The sequence below is a fragment of the Planotetraspora kaengkrachanensis genome, assembly GCF_016862895.1.
GTDB lineage: Bacteria > Actinomycetota > Actinomycetes > Streptosporangiales > Streptosporangiaceae > Planotetraspora > Planotetraspora kaengkrachanensis.
The window spans coordinates 51,516-70,421 of the sequence record NZ_BONV01000025.1 but is presented as its reverse complement, the minus strand read 5'-3'; the positions used below and the strand labels follow the sequence as shown (position 1 = coordinate 70,421).

Here is an 18,906-nt window from a genome sequence, read left to right as displayed (position 1 = left end):
TAGGGAGACGAAAGAGAGATGGCGGAGCTTACGATCCGGCCGGACGAGATCCGGGACGCGCTTGAGCGCTTCGTCCAGGCGTACGAGCCGGAAGGTGCCGCGCGCGAGGAGATCGGGACCGTCGCCGACGCAGGCGACGGCATCGCCCATGTCTCCGGCCTGCCCTCGGCGATGGCCAACGAGCTGGTCGAGTTCGAGGACGGCACGCGTGGCCTGGCGCTGAACCTGGACGTCCGGGACATCGGTGTGGTCGTCCTGGGTGACTTCAGCAAGATCGAGGAGGGGCAGCAGGTTCGCCGCACCGGCGAGATCCTGTCGGTCCCCGTCGGTGACAACTTCCTGGGGCGCGTCGTCGACCCCCTGGGCAACCCGCTGGACGGCAAGGGCGCCATCGAGGCCGAGGGCCGTCGTGCCCTCGAGCTGCAGGCCCCCTCCGTGGTCCAGCGCCAGCCCGTGAAGCAGCCGCTGCAGACCGGCCTCAAGGCGATCGACGCCATGACGCCGATCGGCCGCGGTCAGCGTCAGCTGATCATCGGTGACCGCGGCACCGGCAAGACCGCGATCGCCGTGGACACCATCCTGAACCAGAAGGAGAACTGGCTCTCCGGCGACCCGGAGAAGCAGGTCCGCTGCATCTACGTCGCGGTCGGCCAGAAGGGTTCCACGATCGCGCAGGTCAAGGGTCGCCTCGAGGAGCAGGGGGCGATGGAGTACACCACCATCGTCGCCGCCCCCGCGTCCGACCCGGCCGGCTTCAAGTACGTCGCCCCCTACACCGGTTCCGCCATCGGGCAGCACTGGATGTACCAGGGCAAGCACGTGCTCATCATCTTCGACGACCTCACGAAGCAGGCGGACGCCTACCGTTCGGTGTCCCTGCTGCTGCGCCGCCCGCCGGGCCGTGAGGCGTTCCCCGGTGACGTCTTCTACTTGCACTCGCGTCTGCTGGAGCGCTGCGCCAAGCTCTCCGACGACATGGGCGGCGGGTCCATGACCGGTCTGCCGATCGTCGAGACGAAGGGCAACGACGTCTCCGCGTTCATCCCGACCAACGTGATCTCCATCACCGACGGTCAGTGCTTCCTGGAGACCGACCTGTTCAACGCGGGCGTCCGCCCCGCCATCAACGTCGGTGTCTCGGTTTCCCGAGTCGGTGGTTCGGCGCAGATCAAGGCGATGCGCAAGGTCGCCGGCACGCTGCGTCTGTCGCTGTCGCAGTACCGCGACCTCGAGGCCTTCGCGGCCTTCGCCTCCGACCTGGACGCGGCGTCCCGCGCTCAGCTGGAGCGGGGCAGCCGGCTGGTCGAGCTGCTCAAGCAGGCTCAGTACAGCCCGTTCGCCGTCGAGAAGCAGGTCGTCTCGGTGTGGTCCGGCACGACCGGCGAGCTCGACGACGTGCCGATCGAGGACATCCGGCGCTTCGAGACCGAGTTCATCGACTACCTGTCCAGCCAGCACAAGGGTGTGCTCGACGGCATCCGTGAGACGAAGGACCTGTCCGACGACACGGTCACGACGCTCAAGGACGCGATCGGCGAGTTCAAGAAGGGCTTCACGACCTCGAGCGGCGAGCTCCTGGTCAAGGACGTCCCGGTTGAGGCGCTCGCGGCGGACGAGGTTCGTCAGGAGAAGATCGTCAAGCACGTCCGCCCGACCGAGAAGAAGTAGCGTATGGGTGCCCAGCTGAGACTGCTGCGGCGGAGGATCAAGTCGGTCAAGTCCACGGCGAAGATCACCCGCGCGCAGGAGCTGATCGCCTCGTCGCGCATCGTCAAGGCGCAGCAGCGGATGCACGCGGCCGTGCCGTACGAGCGTGAGATCACGCATGCGGTGTCGGCGGTCCTGTCGAACACCTCCAGCGTGGACCACCCGCTGACCGTCGCGAAGGAGCAGCCGGCCACGGCCGGCGTGCTCATCGTGACGAGTGACCGGGGGTTCTGCGGCGGCTTCAACGCCAACGTGCTGCGTGAGGCGGAGGCGCTGAAGGCGCACCTGTCCGGGCGCGGCCTCGAGGTGAAGCCCTTCGTGGTGGGCCGCAAGGGCATCACGTGGCACCGGTTCCGCAGCCGCGAGATGTCCGGCGAGTGGGACGGGTTCTCCGACAACCCGTCGTACGGCCACGCCAAGGAGATCGCCGACGCGCTCATCTCCTCCTTCAAGGAGGCCGACGGCATCGACGAGATCCACGTCGTCTACACCGAGTTCGTCTCGATGTTGACGCAGGAGGTCGTCGTCAAGCGGATCCTGCCGCTGGAGGTCGAGGAGACCGAGGCGACGCCGGAGACCGTGATGCCGTACTACGAGTTCGAGCCCACGGCTGGTGACGTGCTCGACTCCCTTCTGCCGCGCTACATCGAATCGCGGATCTTCAACGCGCTGCTCCAGTCGGCTGCCTCCGAGCACGCCGCCCGGCGCCGGGCGATGAAGTCCGCGACCGACAACGCCAACGAGCTCATCTCCGTGTTCACCCGCCAGATGAACCAGGCTCGCCAGGCCGAGATCACCCAGGAAATCAGCGAGATCGTCGGTGGCGCGAACGCGCTCGCTGACGCCGCAGCGGGGAAAGAGTGATATGACCGCACAGACTGTTGAGACCAGCGTGGGCCGTGTCGCCCGCGTCACCGGTCCTGTCGTCGACGTGGAGTTCTCCGTCGAAGACATGCCGGACATCTACAACGCCCTCACCGTTGACGTCACCCTCGGCGAGGAGACCAAGACCCTGACCCTCGAGGTCGCCCAGCACCTGGGCGACAACATGGTCCGGGCCATCTCGATGCAGCCGACCGACGGCGTCGTGCGCGGCGCGGCCGTCACCGACACCGGGGCGCCGATCTCGGTGCCGGTGGGCGACATCGTCAAGGGCCACGTGTGGAACGCCCTGGGCGAGCCGCTCGACGTGCCCAAGGCCTCGCTCGAGGTCAACGAGAAGTGGGGCATCCACCGTCCGTCGCCGCCGTTCGACCAGCTCGAGGCGCGTACGGAGATGCTGCCCACGGGCATCAAGGTCATCGACCTGCTCACGCCGTACGTCAAGGGTGGCAAGATCGGCCTGTTCGGCGGCGCGGGCGTCGGCAAGACCGTCCTCATCCAGGAGATGATCCGCCGAGTCGCGCTGAAGTTCTCGGGCACCTCGGTGTTCGCGGGCGTCGGCGAGCGTACCCGTGAGGGCAACGACCTCTGGCTGGAGATGGAGGAGGCGAACGTCCTCAAGGACACCGCGCTCGTCTTCGGCCAGATGGACGAGCCTCCGGGCACGCGTCTTCGCGTCGCGCTGTCCGCGCTGACGATGGCGGAGTACTTCCGCGACGTGCAGAAGCAGGACGTGCTTCTGTTCATCGACAACATCTTCCGGTTCACCCAGGCGGGCTCGGAGGTCTCCACCCTCCTCGGCCGCATGCCGTCCGCGGTGGGTTACCAGCCCACCCTGGCCGACGAGATGGGTGTGCTGCAGGAGCGCATCACCTCGACGCGTGGACACTCGATCACCTCGATGCAGGCGATCTACGTTCCCGCCGACGACATCACCGACCCGGCGCCGCACAACGCGTTCGCGCACCTCGACGCGCAGACCGTGCTCTCGCGGCCCATCTCGGAGAAGGGCATCTACCCCGCGGTGGACCCGCTCGACTCCTCCTCGCGCATCCTCGACCCCGTGGTCATCGGGGAGGAGCACTACGCGGTGGCCCAGGAGACCAAGCGGATCCTGCAGAAGTACAAGGAACTGCAGGACATCATCGCGATCCTCGGTATCGACGAGCTCTCCGAAGAGGACAAGGTCACCGTTCAGCGGGCCCGCCGGATCGAGCGTTTCCTGTCCCACCCGATGTACGCCGCCGAGGCGTTCACCGGGCAGCCCGGCGAGTTCGTCCCGCTGGACGAGACCATCGCCTCCTTCAAGGGCCTGTGCGCGGGTGAGTACGACCACCTGCCCGAGCAGGCGTTCTTCATGGTCGGCGGCATCGAGCAGGCCATCGCCAAGGCGAAGGAACTCGAGCGCTAGTCGCCCGGGACGCCGGTACGGCCTGCCGTACCGGCGTCTCGTGTCTCCTTGGAAGGAGGAGCTGAGAAGTGGCAAAGCTTCGCGTAGGCGTCGTATCGCCGGAACGTGAAATCTGGTCGGGCGAAGCCGACATGGTGATTGCCAAGACCGTCGACGGCGAGATCGGTATTATGCCGGGACACGCTCCGGTTCTCGGCGTCCTCGTCGAGGGCGGGGTGCTCCGCGTCAAGCGCGACAGCGAGTCCGACCTCGTCGCGGCCGTGCACGGTGGCTTCCTCTCCGTCGCGGACAACGACGTGTCGGTGCTGGCGGAGGCCGCCGAGCTGGGCTCGGAGGTCGATGTCGCGGCCGCCAAGGACGCCCTGCAGCGTGCTCAGGCGTCGATCGAGGCCGATCAGGAAGACGCGGACGCACGGCTGGAAGCCAAGCGTGCCGCCGCCCGGCTGCGTGCGGCCGGCGAAGAGGTCTGATCTTGTAAGGGGGGCGGCGATGGCGGCGCTGACGATTCTTGTGAGCGTCTGTGCTGTGGCCGCACTCCTGCTGTTTCGCGGCATCGCCCTGGCTCGGAGCCGGGGCAGTGTCGTCTGTCGAGTACGCCTGGGGGACCGGGCCTGGCAAATCGGAGTAGCCCGCTACGTCGGGGGAGAACTCCACTGGATCCCCTTCATCGGACTGCGACTGAGGCCGCGCCACGCGATTGCGAGGCGCGGCCTCACTGTTTCCAGCAGAAGGCGGCTGGCGTCCGGCGAAGGCCCGGCCGGGTACTGGGCGGTCGTGTGCTCAGCCGAACGGGGTCCGCTCTCGCTCGCCATGAGTGAGGACGCGCTGACCGGCTTCCTCGCCTGGCTGGAGTCGGCCCCACCCAGCGCCCACCTCGACGCCGTATAAATGGCTCTGCGCTTGATTGCCTCGCCTTCGGCTCGGCGGGCTCGGGGCGCCCTTTAGGCCGCTGGGTCGTGCCGGAGGCGCGCCATGAACGCAACCCTCGTCACGTCCTCACTCGTTCCTCGCTGCGGGCGTTCCTCAGTCCAGATCCCGGCCGCGTCCCTCGCGTTCCATGTTGCTCATGGTCGACATGGGTTCCCGCGTCCTTGCTCGTGCCCCTGGACGTCACGAGTGAACGGAGACTGACCTGCGGTGCGCGACCGTCACGCGAGGGGCGCGGCGGTGTCTGGACTGAGGAGTGAGCGGGGAGCGAGGAACGAGCGACCCCGAACGACGAGGGAAGACGCCGCCTCTAGGGCGCCCCGAGCCCGCCGAGCCGGAGGCGAGGCAAGTAAGCAGGGCGCCCGGAGCACGCGCGAGCGGAGCGAGCGCAATCAAACACAGTAATCAAACGCTGCCCCCGGGCTTCCAGAGGATCTCGTCGCCGGCCGCGACGAACCGGCAGAGGATGAACAGCAGGTCGGAGAGCCGGTTCAGGTACTTGGCGGCCAGCGGGTTGACGTCGTCGTGCGCCTCGAGCGCCGACCAGGTCGTCCGTTCCGCACGCCGTACGACCGTGCGGGCGACGTGGAGGAACGCGGTGGCGGGGGCGCCTCCGGGCAGGACGAAACTGCGCAACGGCTTCAGCGACGCGTTGAACCGGTCGCACTGCTCCTCCAGCCACGCGATGTAGGTCTCCTCCACGCGCAGCGGGGGGAACTCCGGGTTCTCCGTCACCGGCGTGCAGAGGTCGGCCCCCACGTCGAAGAGTTCGTTCTGCACCCGGGTCAGGACCATGACGACGTCGTCCGGGAGGCCGCGGACGCCGGGGAAGGCGGCGCCGACGGAGATGGCGACGCCGATGGCGGCGTTGGCCTCCTCGACGTCGGCGTAGGCGGCGAGGCGAGGGTCGGTCTTGCTGGTCCGGCTCATGTCGCCGAGAGTGGTCGTCCCGTCGTCACCCGTCCGGGTGTAGATCTTCGACAGCACGACCGGCTTGTCGTCATCGGCTCGCGTCATGTGGTTCAGCGTAACCAGGTCCACGCCGGGATCGCTCACGCGGCAAAGGCGCAGCGGAAGATGTGCACGGCGGCGTCGATCACCTTGTCGGTGGGCGGGGCGGGGTCGGCGAGCACCCACTCGATCAGCAACTCCGTGATCGCTCCGATCAGGCCGAGGGCCAGCAGGTGCGTGTCGAGGGGGTGGCGCCGCGGCACGTCCTGGACCACCCCTTCGATGATCTCCGAGAACGCCTTCACCGTGTGCTGGCGGGCGGCGGTCAGGACGTTTCCGGCCCGGCGCACCTCCAGGTGCATGACACGGGCACGCCGGACGTCCCTGGTGACGAATCTGACGTACTCGGCGATGCCGGCGACGATCCGCTCGTCCAACGTCGGCGGGGCCTTGTCGATGGCCTGGTTGACCGAGGTGAGTGTCTCCTCCACGCAGCGGTAGTAGACCGCGTGCATCAGATCTTCGCGGCTGGAGAAGCACTCGTAGAAGGCCCGGTTGGAGATGCGCGCGGTGGTGCACAGCTTCTCGATGGTCGTGGCGTGGAACCCCGGGTGGGCGAAGAGGGTGTAGGCCGCCGATATCAGCCGTTCCCTACGGTCGGCGAGCCGCTCCGCGGCGGACATGCCGCGGTAGTCACGTCCCGTCAATGTTCCACCTCGCGCCGTCATACCCCCCGGAATCCCCCATTATGAAGGCAAGATCCTTTATGCGGAAGTGCCATGAAACGGGCACTTTCCGTATATGCCGAGGAGGCCAGAAGGCTTGACATCCGGATAAACCGGTCACTCTGTCGTGACCGGTCCGCGTCGCCCCGACCACACATCGTGGTGGCCTTCATCGGGCGGGTCAGGTGGGCCCGGCGCTCGCGATCAACCGTCGCGGCGGTTCTTCCAGCGGAACGTCGTCAGGCACAACACGACGCCTCCGATCAGCCAGGCGGTGAGGACCAGGGCGACACGATCCAGTTCGTAGGACTTGGCCGCTTCCAGGGCGGCTCCGCCGTCACCGAGGAAGACCGAGCGGAAGCCCTGGCACATCCACTTGAGCGGGAAGACCGACGCGATGTTCGTCAGCCACGGGGGCATCGCCGTGAAGGGGATGAACACCCCGGAGATGAACTGCAGGACCACGAAGGGCATGCTGATCACGGCGGCGGCGCTCTTGGCCGACCTCGGCAGGCTGCTGGCCGCGATGCCGAGCAGCGCCGAGCCCGAGACGCCCAGCACGAACACCCAGGTGAACGTCACCCACTTCGATACCTCGGAGGGCAGGTCGAGGTCGTACATCGTGACGCCGATGGCCAGGAGGATGACCACTTCGAGGAGCGCGATGATCAGAACGACGAGGACCTTGCCGAAGAAATAGGCGCTGGGCGGCATCGGCGTGCCCGCCAGTCGCTTGAGCGTGCCGTCCTGACGCTCGGTCGCGATGCCGATCCCGAGGCTCTGGAAGCCGGCGCCCATGACGCCCGCGCCGATCAGGCCCGCCGTGTAGAGCTGGGAGACGGTGACGCCGGTGCCTTCCAGATCTCCGGCGAAGATGGAGCCGAACAGGACGAGCAGGACGATCGGGAAGGCGAACGTGAACACGACCGCGTCCTTCTCCCGGAAGAACATCTTCGTCTCCACGACCGCCCTGGCGACGCCCACCCTGACGGTAGACGGCATCGGTGCGGAGACGACGGCTGCAGGGGGCGTGCCAGTGGTTTCGACTGTTTCAGCCATGGGGGGCCTCGATCGCGTGGTGGGGATGATGTCCGTTCGCCGGCCCGTGCCGGCGGTCGACGGGCCGGATCAGGAGGGCTCGATCAGGCGGAGGTAGATGTCCTCCAGCGACGGGCGTACGACGGCGAGTTCGGGGATCTCGCCCTCGAAGCGCTCACTGAGCTCCAGCACGGTCTTCGTCGGGGTGTCCGTCTCTGTCGAGCCGCCCGCCCAGCTCACCCGGGCCTTGGCCGTCGCCCGGCCGCCCAGGGTCGCCGGATCGCCCAATGCGACGATCTTCCCCTGGGCGATCACCGCGACGCGGTCGGCCAGCGTCTCGGCCTCCTCGAGGTAGTGGGTGGTCAGCACGATCGTGGTGCCGTCGTGCGCCAGGCCCGAGATCAGGTCCCAGAAGCGCCGCCGGGACTCGGGGTCGAAACCCGTGGTCGGCTCGTCGAGGAACAGCAACTCAGGTCTGCCGACGACGCCGAGCGCCACGTCGACCCGTCGCCGCTGGCCGCCGGAGAGTTGACGGACACGCTTGTGGGCGCTCTCTGTGAGCCCCACCATCTCGATGACGTCGTCCGGGTCGCGGGGCGACGGATAGTACGTCGCGTACAGCCGCATGATCTCGCGGACGGTCAGTTCGGGGGCGTCCTCGTTCGTCTGCAGGACGATGCCGATCCGGGAGCGCCATTGCCGGGTGGGCCGTCCGGGGTCGGCGCCGAGCACGCTCACCTCTCCGGAGTCCCGCTTGCGGTAGCCCTCGAGGATCTCGACCGTCGTGGACTTGCCCGCTCCGTTGGGACCGAGGATGGCGAACACCTCGCCCTGTTCGATCTCCAGGTCGATTCCGGCGACCGCCTCGACGCCGCTGTAGCGCTTCGTCAGCCCGCGCACCTGAATGGCGTGTGTCATGCCTACAGATTGGTTGATCTACGGCCGTCCCGTCACCCCCAAAGAGGATGAATCGCCACTCCTCCGTACGAGGGAAGGCGCTCCCGGCAGGCGAGGGAGCCGCCGGCCGGGAGCTGAGGACGGTCAGGCGCCGAGGATCTCGAACCGTTCCGCCATGGCCGTGAACAGGGCGTCGTCCTCGTCCGGCACGGACGACCCGAGGCCCAGGCAGAAACGCACCCCGTCATCGACGACGAAGTACTCGCGGACCGCCCACACCCGGCCCGCGTCGTGCCTGGCGCAGTCGAGCCGGGCGGCCCGCCGCCCGGACAGGTCGGCGTCAGAGATGACGAAGTCGCCGAAGCCGGAGGCCGCCAGGGTGCCCTGGACGAGCTCGGCGACGTCGGCCGGGGTCATGCCGGGCCGTCCCGGCCCCCGAAAGACGATCATGCTGTGCCTGCGGTCGGACGGCTGCCCGAAGCGGGCGGTCTCCCAGGGGCTGTTCTTCAGGTTGGGCGGCCGCTCGTCCCAGTCGTCCGGGACGTGCACGGCATAGCCGTACTCGGCCTTCTCGATGCGCTGCCATTCCATCTGCCGCTCCTCGGCGTCGATGCGCCGAAGGTTCCTCAGAGCAGCGGTGTAGGACTCGCCCGTACGGCGGGCGCGTTCTCGGACACGACGCTTGAAGTGCTTGTTCGCTGTCATCGGACCCTCGGCACCACACAGGCTCGACCCCCGGCGAGGAACCCTGTGGCGGGTGAATGACCAGCGATCCGAGGAGCGAGTCCCCTTTGCTCCACGAGGCGGCCCTGCCGGGGAGGGTCGAAGGAGGTTGGGCGTTGGATCGACGCCGCCCCAACGATAACCCCTCCGGCCGGGCGTTCAGAAGAGAGTGGGGTTCTCCGGTTCGATGCCCCGAAGGCCGTCGTAGTCGAGGATGACGCAGTCGATGCCCCGGTCCGCCGCGAGCACCCTGGCCTGGGGCTTGATCTCCTGGGCGGCGAAGATGCCCTTGACCGGCGCCAGCCGGGGATCCCGGTTGAGCAGTTCCAGATAACGGGTGAGCTGCTCGACGCCGTCGATGTCGCCGCGGCGTTTGATCTCGACGGCGACGCTGCCGCCGAGGTGGTCGCGGCAGAGGATGTCGACCGGGCCGATCGCCGTCATGTACTCGCGGCGCACCAGCGTCCAGCCGTCCCCGAGCGTGGTGATGTGCTCGGCCAGCAACTCCTGGAGATGGGCCTCGACGCCGTCCTTCTGCAGGCCGGGATCGATGCCGAGCTCGTGACTCGAGTCGTGGAGGATCTCCTCGATCGTCAGCACGAGCTTCTCGCCGGTCTTGCCGTGGATCACCGACCACGTGAGCGATCCGTCGATGTCCTCCTCGCGGATCTTGCACGGCGGATTCATCCAGTTGAGTGGCTTGAAGGCCCGGTCGTCCGCATGAATGGACACCGAACTGTCCGCCTTGATCAGGATGAGCCGCGGCGCCATCGGAAGATGGGCCGTCAGCCGTCCCACGTAGTCGACGCTGCACCGCGCGATGACCAGCCGCATGGGCGCCAACCCTACCGGGCCTGAGGCCGTGACGAGGCACTCTGGGAAACTGGCTGCATGACTCGGACGTTCGAGACGGTCGGTGTGGTCGGGCTCGGGACCATGGGTGCGGGCATCGCGGAGGTGTTCGCCCGTGCGGAGATGAGCGTGATCGGCGTCGAGGCGGACGAGGCGGCCCTCGAGAGGGGCCGCGGGCACCTGGAGACCTCCACGGCCAGGGCCGTCGCGAGGGACAGGATGACCGCCGAGCAGCAGTCCGCCCTCCTCGGCCGGATCACCGTCACCACGTCCCGGGAGGACCTGGCGGACGCCGACCTCGTCGTCGAGGCGATCCCCGAGATCATGGAGTTCAAGCGGGGGCTGTTCGCGGATCTCGACCGCGTCTGCAAGCCGTCCGCCGTGCTCGCCACCAACACCTCCTCCCTCTCCGTGACCGCCATCGCCGCCACCACCTCCCGCCCCGCGCAGGTGGTCGGCATGCACTTCTTCAACCCGGCGCCGGTCATGAGGCTGGTCGAGGTGATCAGCACCGTCGTGACCGGGGAGGGCCTCGCCGGCGAGATCGCCGGCCTCGCCAGGCGGCTCGGCAAGACCCCCGTGACGGTCGGGGACCGGGCGGGGTTCGTGGTCAACCGGCTGCTGCTCGGCTATCTCAACCACGCGTGCGGCCTGCTCGAATCGGGACTCGCCTCCCGCGACGACATCGACGCGGCGATGAAGCTGGGCCTCGGCCTGCCCATGGGCCCCTTCGCGCTGCTGGACCTCATCGGTCTCGACACGTCGTACGAGGTGTGTGAGGTGTTGTTCCGCGAGAGCAGGGACCGCCGCCACGCGCCGGCCCCCGTGTTGCGCGAGTTCGTCACGGCGGGGTTGCTCGGCCGGAAGACGGGACGGGGCTTCTACTCCTACGCCGACGGCACGCCCACGGTGCCGGAGTCCGGCCCCAGGGCCCCGGTGTCGATGGTGGGCATCGTCGGCAGCGGGCCCGAGGTGGCCCGCCTGGTCGCCGACCTCGACGCCGCCGGGTTCAAGGCGACGGTCGCGGAGAGATCCGATCTCACTCCGGTGGCCGACGCCGACGTGGTCGTCGCGCTCTCCGACCGGCCCGTCGTCGAACTCGCCGTACGGCTCCCGCATCCCGAACGGCTCGTCGGCCTGCATCTGGTCGGGGACCGGGTGGCCGAGGTGGCCTCGACCGTCCTGACGTCCGAGGAGGTCGCGGTAGCCGTACAGGATCTGGTGACCGTGCTCACGCGAACGCCGGTGCGGTGCGGTGACCGGGCCGAGATGGTCGTCGACGCGCTGCTGTACCCCTATCTCAACGACGCGGTCCGCATGCTGGACTCGGGCTATGCGACGGCGGCGGAGATCGACGACGCGATGAGGCTGGGCTGCGGTCATCCCGCCGGGCCGTTCGAGATGCTCGACGCCATCGGGCTGGAGAGGGTCAGGGACGGCCTGCGCGCGCTCTACGCCGAGTACAGAGAGCCGTCGTTCGCCCCGGCTCCGCTGCTCGACCAGCTCGTGACGGCCGGCGTGCCGGGATTCCGCTCGTACGCGCGCTGACCGGGGGCCTGAAACAATGTGGGGGGATATGCCGTTTTGTCGTGTGTCAGGTGATCTCTCGCAGGACCCGCCCCCCCGAGGAGGACTGTCGCCTTGAGCCCCCGTCGTGCCCGCCGCCGCGGGCCGTTCGAGCGCCCCGACGGCCGTGGGGCCGGACGGCCGATCGAGTCGGTGCCCGGCGTGGACCGGGTGGAGACCGCGCCGGACGGCGACTGGGTGGTGCGGAACGTGTCCGGCCCGGCCCTCGGTAAGGCCTACCGGTGTCCCGGCTGCGAGCAGGAGATCCGGTCCGGCGTGCCGCACATCGTGAGCTGGCCCGCCTGGCCCGGAGGCGAGGAGGAGCGGCGGCACTGGCACACGGCCTGCTGGAGGAACCGGGCGAATCGAGGTCCCGGGCGCAATCGCTATTGAAGGCACGTGCATGATCACGTACGGCATACGCCCTGGTCGGCGGGGATGTCTCCGAATCCGTGCATGATCACGGAGGGTGGGTGGCCAGGTCAGGCGGGACGGCGCCGAGGCTGTGCATGATCACGGCGGGAGGAATGGGTGGTCGGGGATACTGTGGGAGAACTTGTGCATGATCACGCTGGAGGGGTTGGGATGGACATCAGGGCGTCGACGGTCCTGCCCGCCAAGCGGGAGGACATCGAGCTGAACACGGCCGACGGTCTGACGCTGGTGGGAGAACTCGCGCTGCCGGAGGGCGGCTCGCCCGCCGCCACCCTGATATGCCTGCACCCCCTTCCGACGCACGGCGGCATGATGGACAGCCACGTCCTGCGTAAGGCGTCCTATCGGCTGCCGGCCCTCGCCGACCTGGCCGTTCTGCGCTTCAACACCCGCGGGACGACCTCCGATCGCGGCACGTCCCAGGGGGCGTTCGACGAGGGGGAGGGCGAGCGGTTCGACGTGGCCGCGGCGCTGGAGTACGCGGACTTCCACGACCTGCCGCGTCCCTGGCTGGTCGGCTGGTCGTTCGGCACCGAGTTGGCCCTGAAATGGGGGCGTGACCCCCTCGTCCAGGGGGCGATCCTCTTGTCGCCCCCGCTCCGCCGGGCCACAGACGCCGACCTCGACGCCTGGGCGGAATTCGGCCGGCCCCTGGTCGCGCTGGTGCCCGAGTTCGACGACTACCTGCGTCCAGAGGAGGCCGAGCAGCGCTTCAGCCGCGTTCCCCAGGCCGAGGTCGTCGGGGTCGAGGGCGCCAAGCACCTGTGGGTCGGCGAGCCGTACGTCCGGATCGTGCTGAACGAGATCGTCAAGCGCGTCAACCCGTCGGCGGCCCCGCTCCCCACCGCCGTCTGATTCGCCGGACTTCCCCGCCGGATTCTGATCGCACTGAGGGTGATTCGGTGCGGGGAGGATGGCAAGCGGCCGATCGCGGGTTACCTTGACGTGATGCAGCTTTACTCGCGATCAGCTGGGAGGGGCATCCCCCTCGTGCTGCTCCACGCCTTCCCGCTCTCATCGGCGATGTGGCTCGCGCAGCGGGAGGCACTGGCCTCCGAATGCCGGGTGATAACCCCGGATCTTCGCGGCTTCGGCGGTTCCGTCCTGGGTGAGGAGGACCCCTCCGTCGACGCGATGGCCGACGACGTGGTCCGGCTGCTCGACGACGAAGGCATCGACCGGGCGGTCGTCGGCGGCCTGTCGATGGGCGGTTACGTCACGATGGCCCTGTGCCGTCGTCATCCTGACCGGCTGACGGGCGCGATATTCGCCGACACGAAGGCGAGCGCGGACACCGAGGCCGCTCGGGCCAACCGGGAGAGGATCGCCGCCGCGGTGCTCAACGGCGGCGCGGGAGTGCTGCTGGAGGACGTCCTGCCGACCCTGCTCGGCACGACCACCAAACAGCGCAGGGGCATGGTCGTCGGACGGGTCCGCGGCCTGGTGCAGGCGGCCCCGCCGCGGGCGGTGGCCTGGGCCCAGCGTGCGATGGCCGGGCGGCCGGACTCCTTCGAGACGCTGCGAGCCCTGAACGTGCCGGTCCTGGTCGTCGTGGGCGACGAGGACGAGCTGTCCCCGCCCTCCGACGCCGAGGCGATGGCTCAGGCCGTCCCAGAGGCGAAGCTGACGGTCATAGAGAAGGCCGGGCACCTGTCCGCGATCGAACAGCCTGAGGCCTTCAACGCGGTCGTCGCGGAGTTCGTCCGGTCGCTCCGCTGAGCGTGGCGCTCGGCCGCGGGGAGCCAGGCCGACTGGTGTGCACACGAAAGGGGCCCGGCGGGAACGATCCCGCCGGGCCCCTTTCGTGATAGCCGTCGCCTACTCCCCGAAAGCGCCGACCTTTACTCCTGCCACCATTCGGCGTCGTCGTCCGCCTTGGGGGCGGGCTCGACCGGCTTGGGCGCCGGCGCGGCCGGCTTCTCGCTGACCGGGGGCGCGGCCGACAGGGCCGGCTTCGGCGGAGCAGCCGCGACCGGAGCGGGCTCGGGCTCCATGCCCGGCAGCGCCGCGCCGCCGAGCAGCTGGCGCAGCTGGGCGAGGTGGCTGGTGATGCTGTCGCGCTGACGCGTGAGCTCGTCGACCTGCCGCTGCATCGAGGTCCGCGTCCGCTCCGCCTCGTTCTTGGCGTCGGTGACGATCGAGTCGGCGCTCGACTTCGCCTCGGCGACGAGCTGGTCGGCGTTCTTGCGGGCGTTCGCCAGCAGCTGCTTGGCGTGCGTGTCCGCCTCGCGGCGGGTCTGGTCGGCCTGCTGCGTGGCCTTGGTGGCCCGCTGCTCGGCGGTCGCGGCCCGCTGCTCGGCCTCGGCGACCAGCTTCTGCGTGTTGGCCTGGGCGGTGGCGTGCCGCTCGGCCTCCTGCCGCTCGGCGTCCTCGCGGCGGGCGGCGAGCTGGATCTCGAACTCGGCCTCGTCCTGGGCCCGCTTGGCCTCGGACTCCTCGAGCACACGCTGCGCCTGGGCGCGCATCTCGTCGGCCTGGCGCTTGGCCGTGGTCAGCACCTCGTCGCGCTCACGCTTGGTGGACGCGCGGAGCTGGGCGACCTCACGCTCGGTCGTGGTGCGCAGCTTGGCGATCTCACGCTCGGCGTCGGCGCGCTTCTCCGCGACCTCGTGGTCGGCGGTGGCGCGCAGCTTGGCGACCTCACGCTCGGTCGTGGAGGTCAGCTCGTCGGACTCGCGCTTGGCGGTGGAGCGGATCTCCTCGGCGTCGCGCTCGGCGTTGCCCCGCATGTCCTCGGCCTCGCGGTTGGCGAGGGCACGCTTCTCGGCGGCCTCGTTCTCCGCGGCGGCGCGCAGGTCGGCTGCGTCCACCCGCGCCGCGGCCTTGATCTCGTTCGCCTCGGACCTGGCCGCCTGCACGAGCTCGGTGGCCTGCTCCTCGGCAAGGCGCAGCAACTGCTCGATGCGGGCGCCGAGGCCGGAGTAGGTCGGGCGCTCCTGCTCCTGTAGCTGCCGCTGCGAGTCGGACAGGTCGCGCTGCAGACCTGAAACCTGCTCCCTCGCCTGACGCAGCTCGGTGTCGAGCGTCTTCAAGTGGTCGTGGACCTGGTGCCGGTCATAGCCCCTGAGCACCACGTCGAATTCCCGAGAAGGGGCGTCTTCGAAGAAATTATTGAGCTGGGCGTCGATGTCGGACTGCATGAGGCTCGATCCTGGTTGTCGAGACGGCTACACGGGCCGGACGGGGGGTTCGGACATCCGAGGCGGGGAGCCCACGGGCATCCACCTCCGGTGGTACGCCAGCGTACTCCGCCACCGCTGCCTTGGCGGCCCTCTCCGACTTTCTGCGCTACTTGTTACGTATGAACGTTTCTTACGTTTGGATCAACGGCGGGATGTCTCCACCAGTTCGGTGAGCACCCCTCCGATGTCTTTCGGGTGGAGAAAGGCGATGGAGGCCCCCATCGATCCGTGCCGCGGCCTTTCGTCGACCAAACGAACACCTTTCGCGGAGATTTCCTCGAGGGCTTTGGTGATGTCGGTCACTCCGTATCCCACATGGTGCACACCCTCTCCGCGCTTGGCCAGGAACTTGCCCACCGCGGTGTCGGGGTGGAGCGGCTCCAGCAGTTGCACGTAGGAGGCGCCCTGATCGCCGTCCGCCACATGCAGCATGGCCTCCCGGACGCCCTGCTCCTCGTTGATCTCCCGGCTCACGACGGTCAGGCCGAACACCGACTCGTAGAATTCGATCTTCTCGCTCAGATTGTGGCAGGCGATTCCCACATGATCGATCCTGAGCAGCATTTCCGGACTCCGTTTCGTGTGTCGTTCGGCGGTGGGCGCTCTCGCAGTCGACCGGTGCCTGCTGGGTATGGTGGCACCGTCGCCCTGATCTCGTGATGGAGGCCCCTCGAATGTCTGGTTCCGTCATCGTCGCCGGAGCTCGCACGCCCACCGGAAGGCTCCTGGGCTCGCTCGCCGACCTTTCCGCCGCCGACCTCGGCGGCATCGCCATCGAAGCCGCCCTGTCGCGTGCGGGGGTGGCTCCCGACCAGGTGCAGTACGTGATCATGGGGCAGGTTCTCCAGGCCGGGGCCGGTCAGATTCCTTCGCGGCAGGCCGCCGTGAAGGCGGGCATACCCATGACGGTCCCCTCGCTCACCATCAACAAGGTGTGCCTGTCGGGCCTCGACGCCATCGCCTTGGCCGACCAGCTCATCCGGGCGGGGGAGTTCGACATCGTCGTCGCCGGCGGCATGGAGTCGATGACCAACGCGCCCCACCTGCTGCCGGGTCTGCGCAAGGGCGTGAAGTACGGCGACGCGGCCATCGTCGACTCGATGGCGCACGACGGCCTCACCGACGCCTACGACCAGGTCGCGATGGGGGAGTCGACCGAGCACCACAACGCGCGGCTCGGCCTGACACGCCAGGAGCAGGACGAGTTCTCCGCCCGGTCGCATCAGCTCGCCGCCCAGGCGACCAAGAACGGCCTGTTCGACGACGAGATCGTCCCCGTCTCCCTGCCGCAGCGGAAGGGAGATCCGGTCCTGTTCTCCGCGGACGAGGGCATCCGCCCCGACACCACCGTGGAGGGCCTGTCCCGGCTGCGCCCAGCGTTCACGAAGGACGGCACGATCACCGCGGGGTCGGCCTCGCAGATCTCCGACGGCGCCGTGGCCGTCGTGGTCATGTCCCGTACCCGGGCCGAGGAGCTCGGTCTCGACTGGCTCGCCGAGATCGGCGCGCACGGGAACGTGGCCGGACCGGACAACTCGCTCCAGTCCCAGCCCGCCAACGCGATCAAGCAGGCTCTCGGCAAGCAGGGGGTGACGACGGGCGATCTCGACCTGGTCGAGATCAACGAGGCGTTCGCCCAGGTGGTGCTCCAGTCGGCGAAGGAACTGGACATCCCGCTCGACAAGGTCAACGTCAACGGCGGCGGCATCGCCCTGGGCCACCCGATCGGCGCCTCCGGCGCGCGCATCGTGCTGACGCTCGCGCACGAGCTCAGGCGCCGCGGCGGCGGCCTGGGCGCCGCGGGCCTGTGCGGCGGCGGAGGCCAGGGCGACGCCCTGATCATCCGGGTCCCCTCCGGTCGCGACGGAAGCTGACCGTGGACGTCCGCGAGCTCGCCGCCGACGCGCGACGCGGCCGGCCGCGCGCGGTGGCCAGGCTGCTCTCCCTGGTCGAGAACGCCGTGAGGGCACCCGAACGTGCCGCGACGCTCCGCGAGGTCATGGCCGAGCTCGCGACCGGGACGCGCAAGCCGTACAGCGCGAGGGTGATCGGCCTGACGGGCGCGCCCGGCGTCGGGAAGTCGACGACGACGGGCATGCTCATCCGGGCCTTCCGCGCCCGCGGCAGCCGGGTCGGCGTGCTCGCCGTCGACCCCTCGAGCCCCTTCACCGGCGGCGCGCTGCTCGGCGACCGCGTCCGGATGCAGGAGCACGCGACCGACCCCGACGTCTTCATCCGCAGCATGGCCAGCAGAGGGCACCTCGGCGGGCTGGCGTGGGCGACGCCGCAGGCGCTGCGCGTCCTCGACGCGGCAGGATGCGACGTCATCCTCGTCGAGACCGTGGGAGTCGGCCAGGCCGAGGTCGACGTCGCCCGCCTGGCCGACACGACGCTCGTGCTGCTGGCTCCGGGGATGGGCGACGGCATCCAGGCGGCGAAGGCGGGGATCCTCGAGGTCGCCGACGTGTTCGTCGTCAACAAGGCCGACCGCGACGGCCTCCAGGCGACGCTGCGCGACCTGCGGAACATGGTCGCGCTCGCGACCGCGCCGTGGCGGCCGCCCATCGTGCCCACGGTGGCGGCGAAGGGCGAGGGCGCCGAGGAGTTGCTCGCCGCCCTCGACAAGCACGCCGCCCACCTGGAGGAGTCAGGAGAGTTCCGCCGCCGGAGGCTGGCCCGCGCCAGAGACGAGATCGAGGCCATCGCGCTCGCGCAGATAAGGTCCCGGCTCGCCGATCCGCACACGGACCGGCTCGACGGGCTCGCCGAGCGCCTGCTCGCGGGCGCCGTCGATCCCTACTCCGCCGCGGACGACCTCATCGCCGCGCTCGGCTGACCCCCTCAGGCCGGGTGGTCCCCCTCCCCGCGGACGGGGGAGGGGACCCGCGGAGCCCGGGGGGTCATGGGGGTCACGGCTCGCCGCTGTACTCGATGACCACGGTCGTGAAGCCGAGGGCCTTCAGCATGCCCTCCAGCGTCGCCTTGGTGTTCTGGTCGGCCCGGTTGCGCAGGTCGCTCGAGGCCGCGGTCTCGGCGATCTTCTGCTCGGCCAGCACGTACAGCTCCTGCTGGTTCGCCGGCGAGGCGGACAGGAAGTCCGACACCCGGTCGAACAGGCCCCGTTGCTGGGCGAACACATAGGACTTCTGGTTGTCCAGGTTCGGTTTCTCCAACTGGGCGTGCGGCAGCCGTACTGTCACGGTCTTGCCGTCGGGAGAGACGGTGATCGCGTCCTTGGAGAGCCCGGAGAAGTCGACGTAGGCGTCCACACCGCCCACGCCCACGAACAGCGTCCTGGTTCCCTTTATGGCGTCGGGCAGGAAGTTGGCGTCCTTCTCCAGGTCCACGATGACCTGGAAGTTGCCCGTGGCGGCCTCGTATCGGCTGAGATTCTGGATCGACTTCAGCAGCACCGGGCTGCTGCGGTCGATGGTCTCCTCCCCGAGCGGGTTCAGCCACGACCAGGTCAGGCGTGCACCCACGACGACCAGGAGGATGACGAAAAGGAAGCCGGCGAGCAGTCGCCAGCCTCTACGTGGGCGCCGGGGGACGGGTTCGTCGGTGTCCGGCGTGGGGAGGGGTCGGGTCTGACGGTCCACGGGAGGACATC

General features: G+C 69.1%; 20 protein-coding genes. 11 read left to right on the top strand and 9 right to left on the bottom strand.

From position 1 onward, the window contains the following. Positions 1-18 precede the first annotated feature (18 nt). The 5 genes from atpA to Pka01_RS24495 all read left to right on the top strand — a co-directional run bounded on the left by atpA (position 19) and on the right by Pka01_RS24495 (position 4,888). Positions 19-1,668, top strand: a complete 1,650-nt coding sequence (atpA, locus tag Pka01_RS24515; RefSeq protein WP_203885211.1) for a F0F1 ATP synthase subunit alpha — start codon at positions 19-21, stop codon at positions 1,666-1,668. 3 nt (positions 1,669-1,671) lie between these two features. Continuing rightward, positions 1,672-2,571, top strand: coding sequence for a F0F1 ATP synthase subunit gamma (locus Pka01_RS24510; RefSeq protein WP_203885210.1), 900 nt, complete (start codon positions 1,672-1,674; stop codon positions 2,569-2,571). A gap of 1 nt (position 2,572) precedes the next feature. After that, on the top strand, positions 2,573-4,000 hold the full coding sequence (gene atpD / locus Pka01_RS24505; protein WP_203885209.1) for a F0F1 ATP synthase subunit beta: 1,428 nt from the start codon (positions 2,573-2,575) through the stop codon (positions 3,998-4,000). Between the two features lie 68 nt (positions 4,001-4,068). Beyond that, positions 4,069-4,470 (top strand): F0F1 ATP synthase subunit epsilon, encoded by a 402-nt coding sequence (locus tag Pka01_RS24500; RefSeq protein ID WP_203885208.1) that lies wholly within the window; start codon positions 4,069-4,071, stop codon positions 4,468-4,470. 19 nt (positions 4,471-4,489) lie between these two features. Beyond that, on the top strand, positions 4,490-4,888 hold the full coding sequence (locus Pka01_RS24495; RefSeq protein ID WP_203885207.1) for a DUF2550 domain-containing protein: 399 nt from the start codon (positions 4,490-4,492) through the stop codon (positions 4,886-4,888). Positions 4,889-5,332: 444 nt separating this feature from the next. Here Pka01_RS24495 and Pka01_RS24490 read toward each other — a convergent pair whose 3' ends face one another. The 6 genes from Pka01_RS24490 to nucS form a co-directional block, all read right to left on the bottom strand. Then, complete coding sequence (locus Pka01_RS24490; RefSeq protein ID WP_203885206.1) at positions 5,333-5,944, bottom strand: cob(I)yrinic acid a,c-diamide adenosyltransferase; 612 nt, start codon at positions 5,942-5,944, stop codon at positions 5,333-5,335. A gap of 35 nt (positions 5,945-5,979) precedes the next feature. Continuing rightward, positions 5,980-6,585, bottom strand: a complete 606-nt coding sequence (locus tag Pka01_RS24485) for a TetR/AcrR family transcriptional regulator (protein WP_239115263.1) — start codon at positions 6,583-6,585, stop codon at positions 5,980-5,982. A 222-nt stretch (positions 6,586-6,807) separates the two neighbouring features. Then, positions 6,808-7,605, bottom strand: coding sequence for an ABC transporter permease (locus Pka01_RS24480; RefSeq protein WP_239115262.1), 798 nt, complete (start codon positions 7,603-7,605; stop codon positions 6,808-6,810). Between the two features lie 126 nt (positions 7,606-7,731). After that, positions 7,732-8,559, bottom strand: coding sequence for an ABC transporter ATP-binding protein (locus Pka01_RS24475; RefSeq protein WP_203885204.1), 828 nt, complete (start codon positions 8,557-8,559; stop codon positions 7,732-7,734). A 123-nt stretch (positions 8,560-8,682) separates the two neighbouring features. After that, positions 8,683-9,243: a hypothetical protein gene (locus tag Pka01_RS24470; RefSeq protein ID WP_203885203.1), complete on the bottom strand. Its 561-nt coding sequence runs from the start codon at positions 9,241-9,243 to the stop codon at positions 8,683-8,685. Positions 9,244-9,420: 177 nt separating this feature from the next. Further along, complete coding sequence (nucS, locus tag Pka01_RS24465) at positions 9,421-10,095, bottom strand: endonuclease NucS (protein WP_203885202.1); 675 nt, start codon at positions 10,093-10,095, stop codon at positions 9,421-9,423. A 57-nt stretch (positions 10,096-10,152) separates the two neighbouring features. Here nucS and Pka01_RS24460 point away from each other — a divergent pair, with 57 nt between their 5' ends. The 4 genes from Pka01_RS24460 (at position 10,153) to Pka01_RS24445 (ending at position 13,833) form a co-directional block, all read left to right on the top strand. After that, the gene (locus Pka01_RS24460) at positions 10,153-11,661 is read left to right on the top strand and encodes a 3-hydroxyacyl-CoA dehydrogenase family protein (RefSeq protein WP_203885201.1); all 1,509 of its coding nucleotides are present in this window, start codon (positions 10,153-10,155) and stop codon (positions 11,659-11,661) included. A gap of 93 nt (positions 11,662-11,754) precedes the next feature. Beyond that, positions 11,755-12,072, top strand: coding sequence for an Rv1322 family protein (locus Pka01_RS24455; RefSeq protein ID WP_203885200.1), 318 nt, complete (start codon positions 11,755-11,757; stop codon positions 12,070-12,072). Between the two features lie 192 nt (positions 12,073-12,264). Beyond that, a complete protein-coding gene (locus Pka01_RS24450; protein ID WP_203885199.1) occupies positions 12,265-12,969 on the top strand; it encodes an alpha/beta hydrolase in 705 nt (234 codons plus the stop codon). Between the two features lie 93 nt (positions 12,970-13,062). Further along, complete coding sequence (locus Pka01_RS24445; RefSeq protein WP_203885198.1) at positions 13,063-13,833, top strand: alpha/beta fold hydrolase; 771 nt, start codon at positions 13,063-13,065, stop codon at positions 13,831-13,833. 122 nt (positions 13,834-13,955) lie between these two features. Here Pka01_RS24445 and Pka01_RS24440 read toward each other — a convergent pair whose 3' ends face one another. Beyond that, positions 13,956-15,254 carry a DivIVA domain-containing protein gene (locus Pka01_RS24440; RefSeq protein WP_203885197.1) on the bottom strand — a complete coding sequence of 433 codons (1,299 nt, stop codon included), beginning with the start codon at positions 15,252-15,254 and terminating at the stop codon, positions 13,956-13,958. Positions 15,255-15,437: 183 nt separating this feature from the next. Further along, a complete protein-coding gene (gene mce / locus Pka01_RS24435) occupies positions 15,438-15,860 on the bottom strand; it encodes a methylmalonyl-CoA epimerase (protein WP_203885196.1) in 423 nt (140 codons plus the stop codon). Positions 15,861-15,970: 110 nt separating this feature from the next. On the opposite strand from mce, the gene Pka01_RS24430 reads away from it, so the two are divergent. Both Pka01_RS24430 and meaB read left to right on the top strand, forming a co-directional pair. Further along, entirely contained in the window at positions 15,971-17,170 is a 1,200-nt protein-coding gene (locus Pka01_RS24430) for an acetyl-CoA C-acetyltransferase (RefSeq protein WP_203885195.1), read from the top strand. A gap of 2 nt (positions 17,171-17,172) precedes the next feature. Further along, on the top strand, positions 17,173-18,132 hold the full coding sequence (meaB, locus tag Pka01_RS24425; protein WP_203885194.1) for a methylmalonyl Co-A mutase-associated GTPase MeaB: 960 nt from the start codon (positions 17,173-17,175) through the stop codon (positions 18,130-18,132). A gap of 73 nt (positions 18,133-18,205) precedes the next feature. Here the strand turns inward: meaB and Pka01_RS24420 are convergent, their stop codons facing one another. Then, complete coding sequence (locus tag Pka01_RS24420) at positions 18,206-18,895, bottom strand: DUF4230 domain-containing protein (protein ID WP_203885193.1); 690 nt, start codon at positions 18,893-18,895, stop codon at positions 18,206-18,208. Positions 18,896-18,906 lie beyond the last annotated feature (11 nt).

What these genes read in the sequence shown, in the direction of transcription:
- mce (WP_203885196.1), bottom strand. Translation starts at nt 15,860, where the DNA reads ATGCTGCTCAGGATCGATCATGTGGGAATCGCCTGCCACAATCTGAGC.
- Pka01_RS24490 (WP_203885206.1), bottom strand. Translation starts at nt 5,944, where the DNA reads ATGACGCGAGCCGATGACGACAAGCCGGTCGTGCTGTCGAAGATCTAC.
- Pka01_RS24430 (WP_203885195.1), top strand. Translation starts at nt 15,971, where the DNA reads ATGTCTGGTTCCGTCATCGTCGCCGGAGCTCGCACGCCCACCGGAAGG.
- nucS (WP_203885202.1), bottom strand. Translation starts at nt 10,095, where the DNA reads ATGCGGCTGGTCATCGCGCGGTGCAGCGTCGACTACGTGGGACGGCTG.
- Pka01_RS24440 (WP_203885197.1), bottom strand. Translation starts at nt 15,254, where the DNA reads ATGCAGTCCGACATCGACGCCCAGCTCAATAATTTCTTCGAAGACGCC.
- Pka01_RS24475 (WP_203885204.1), bottom strand. Translation starts at nt 8,559, where the DNA reads ATGACACACGCCATTCAGGTGCGCGGGCTGACGAAGCGCTACAGCGGC.
- atpA (WP_203885211.1), top strand. Translation starts at nt 19, where the DNA reads ATGGCGGAGCTTACGATCCGGCCGGACGAGATCCGGGACGCGCTTGAG.
- Pka01_RS24450 (WP_203885199.1), top strand. Translation starts at nt 12,265, where the DNA reads ATGGACATCAGGGCGTCGACGGTCCTGCCCGCCAAGCGGGAGGACATC.
- Pka01_RS24460 (WP_203885201.1), top strand. Translation starts at nt 10,153, where the DNA reads ATGACTCGGACGTTCGAGACGGTCGGTGTGGTCGGGCTCGGGACCATG.
- atpD (WP_203885209.1), top strand. Translation starts at nt 2,573, where the DNA reads ATGACCGCACAGACTGTTGAGACCAGCGTGGGCCGTGTCGCCCGCGTC.
- Pka01_RS24495 (WP_203885207.1), top strand. Translation starts at nt 4,490, where the DNA reads ATGGCGGCGCTGACGATTCTTGTGAGCGTCTGTGCTGTGGCCGCACTC.
- Pka01_RS24510 (WP_203885210.1), top strand. Translation starts at nt 1,672, where the DNA reads ATGGGTGCCCAGCTGAGACTGCTGCGGCGGAGGATCAAGTCGGTCAAG.
- Pka01_RS24480 (WP_239115262.1), bottom strand. Translation starts at nt 7,605, where the DNA reads ATGCCGTCTACCGTCAGGGTGGGCGTCGCCAGGGCGGTCGTGGAGACG.
- Pka01_RS24445 (WP_203885198.1), top strand. Translation starts at nt 13,063, where the DNA reads ATGCAGCTTTACTCGCGATCAGCTGGGAGGGGCATCCCCCTCGTGCTG.
- Pka01_RS24470 (WP_203885203.1), bottom strand. Translation starts at nt 9,243, where the DNA reads ATGACAGCGAACAAGCACTTCAAGCGTCGTGTCCGAGAACGCGCCCGC.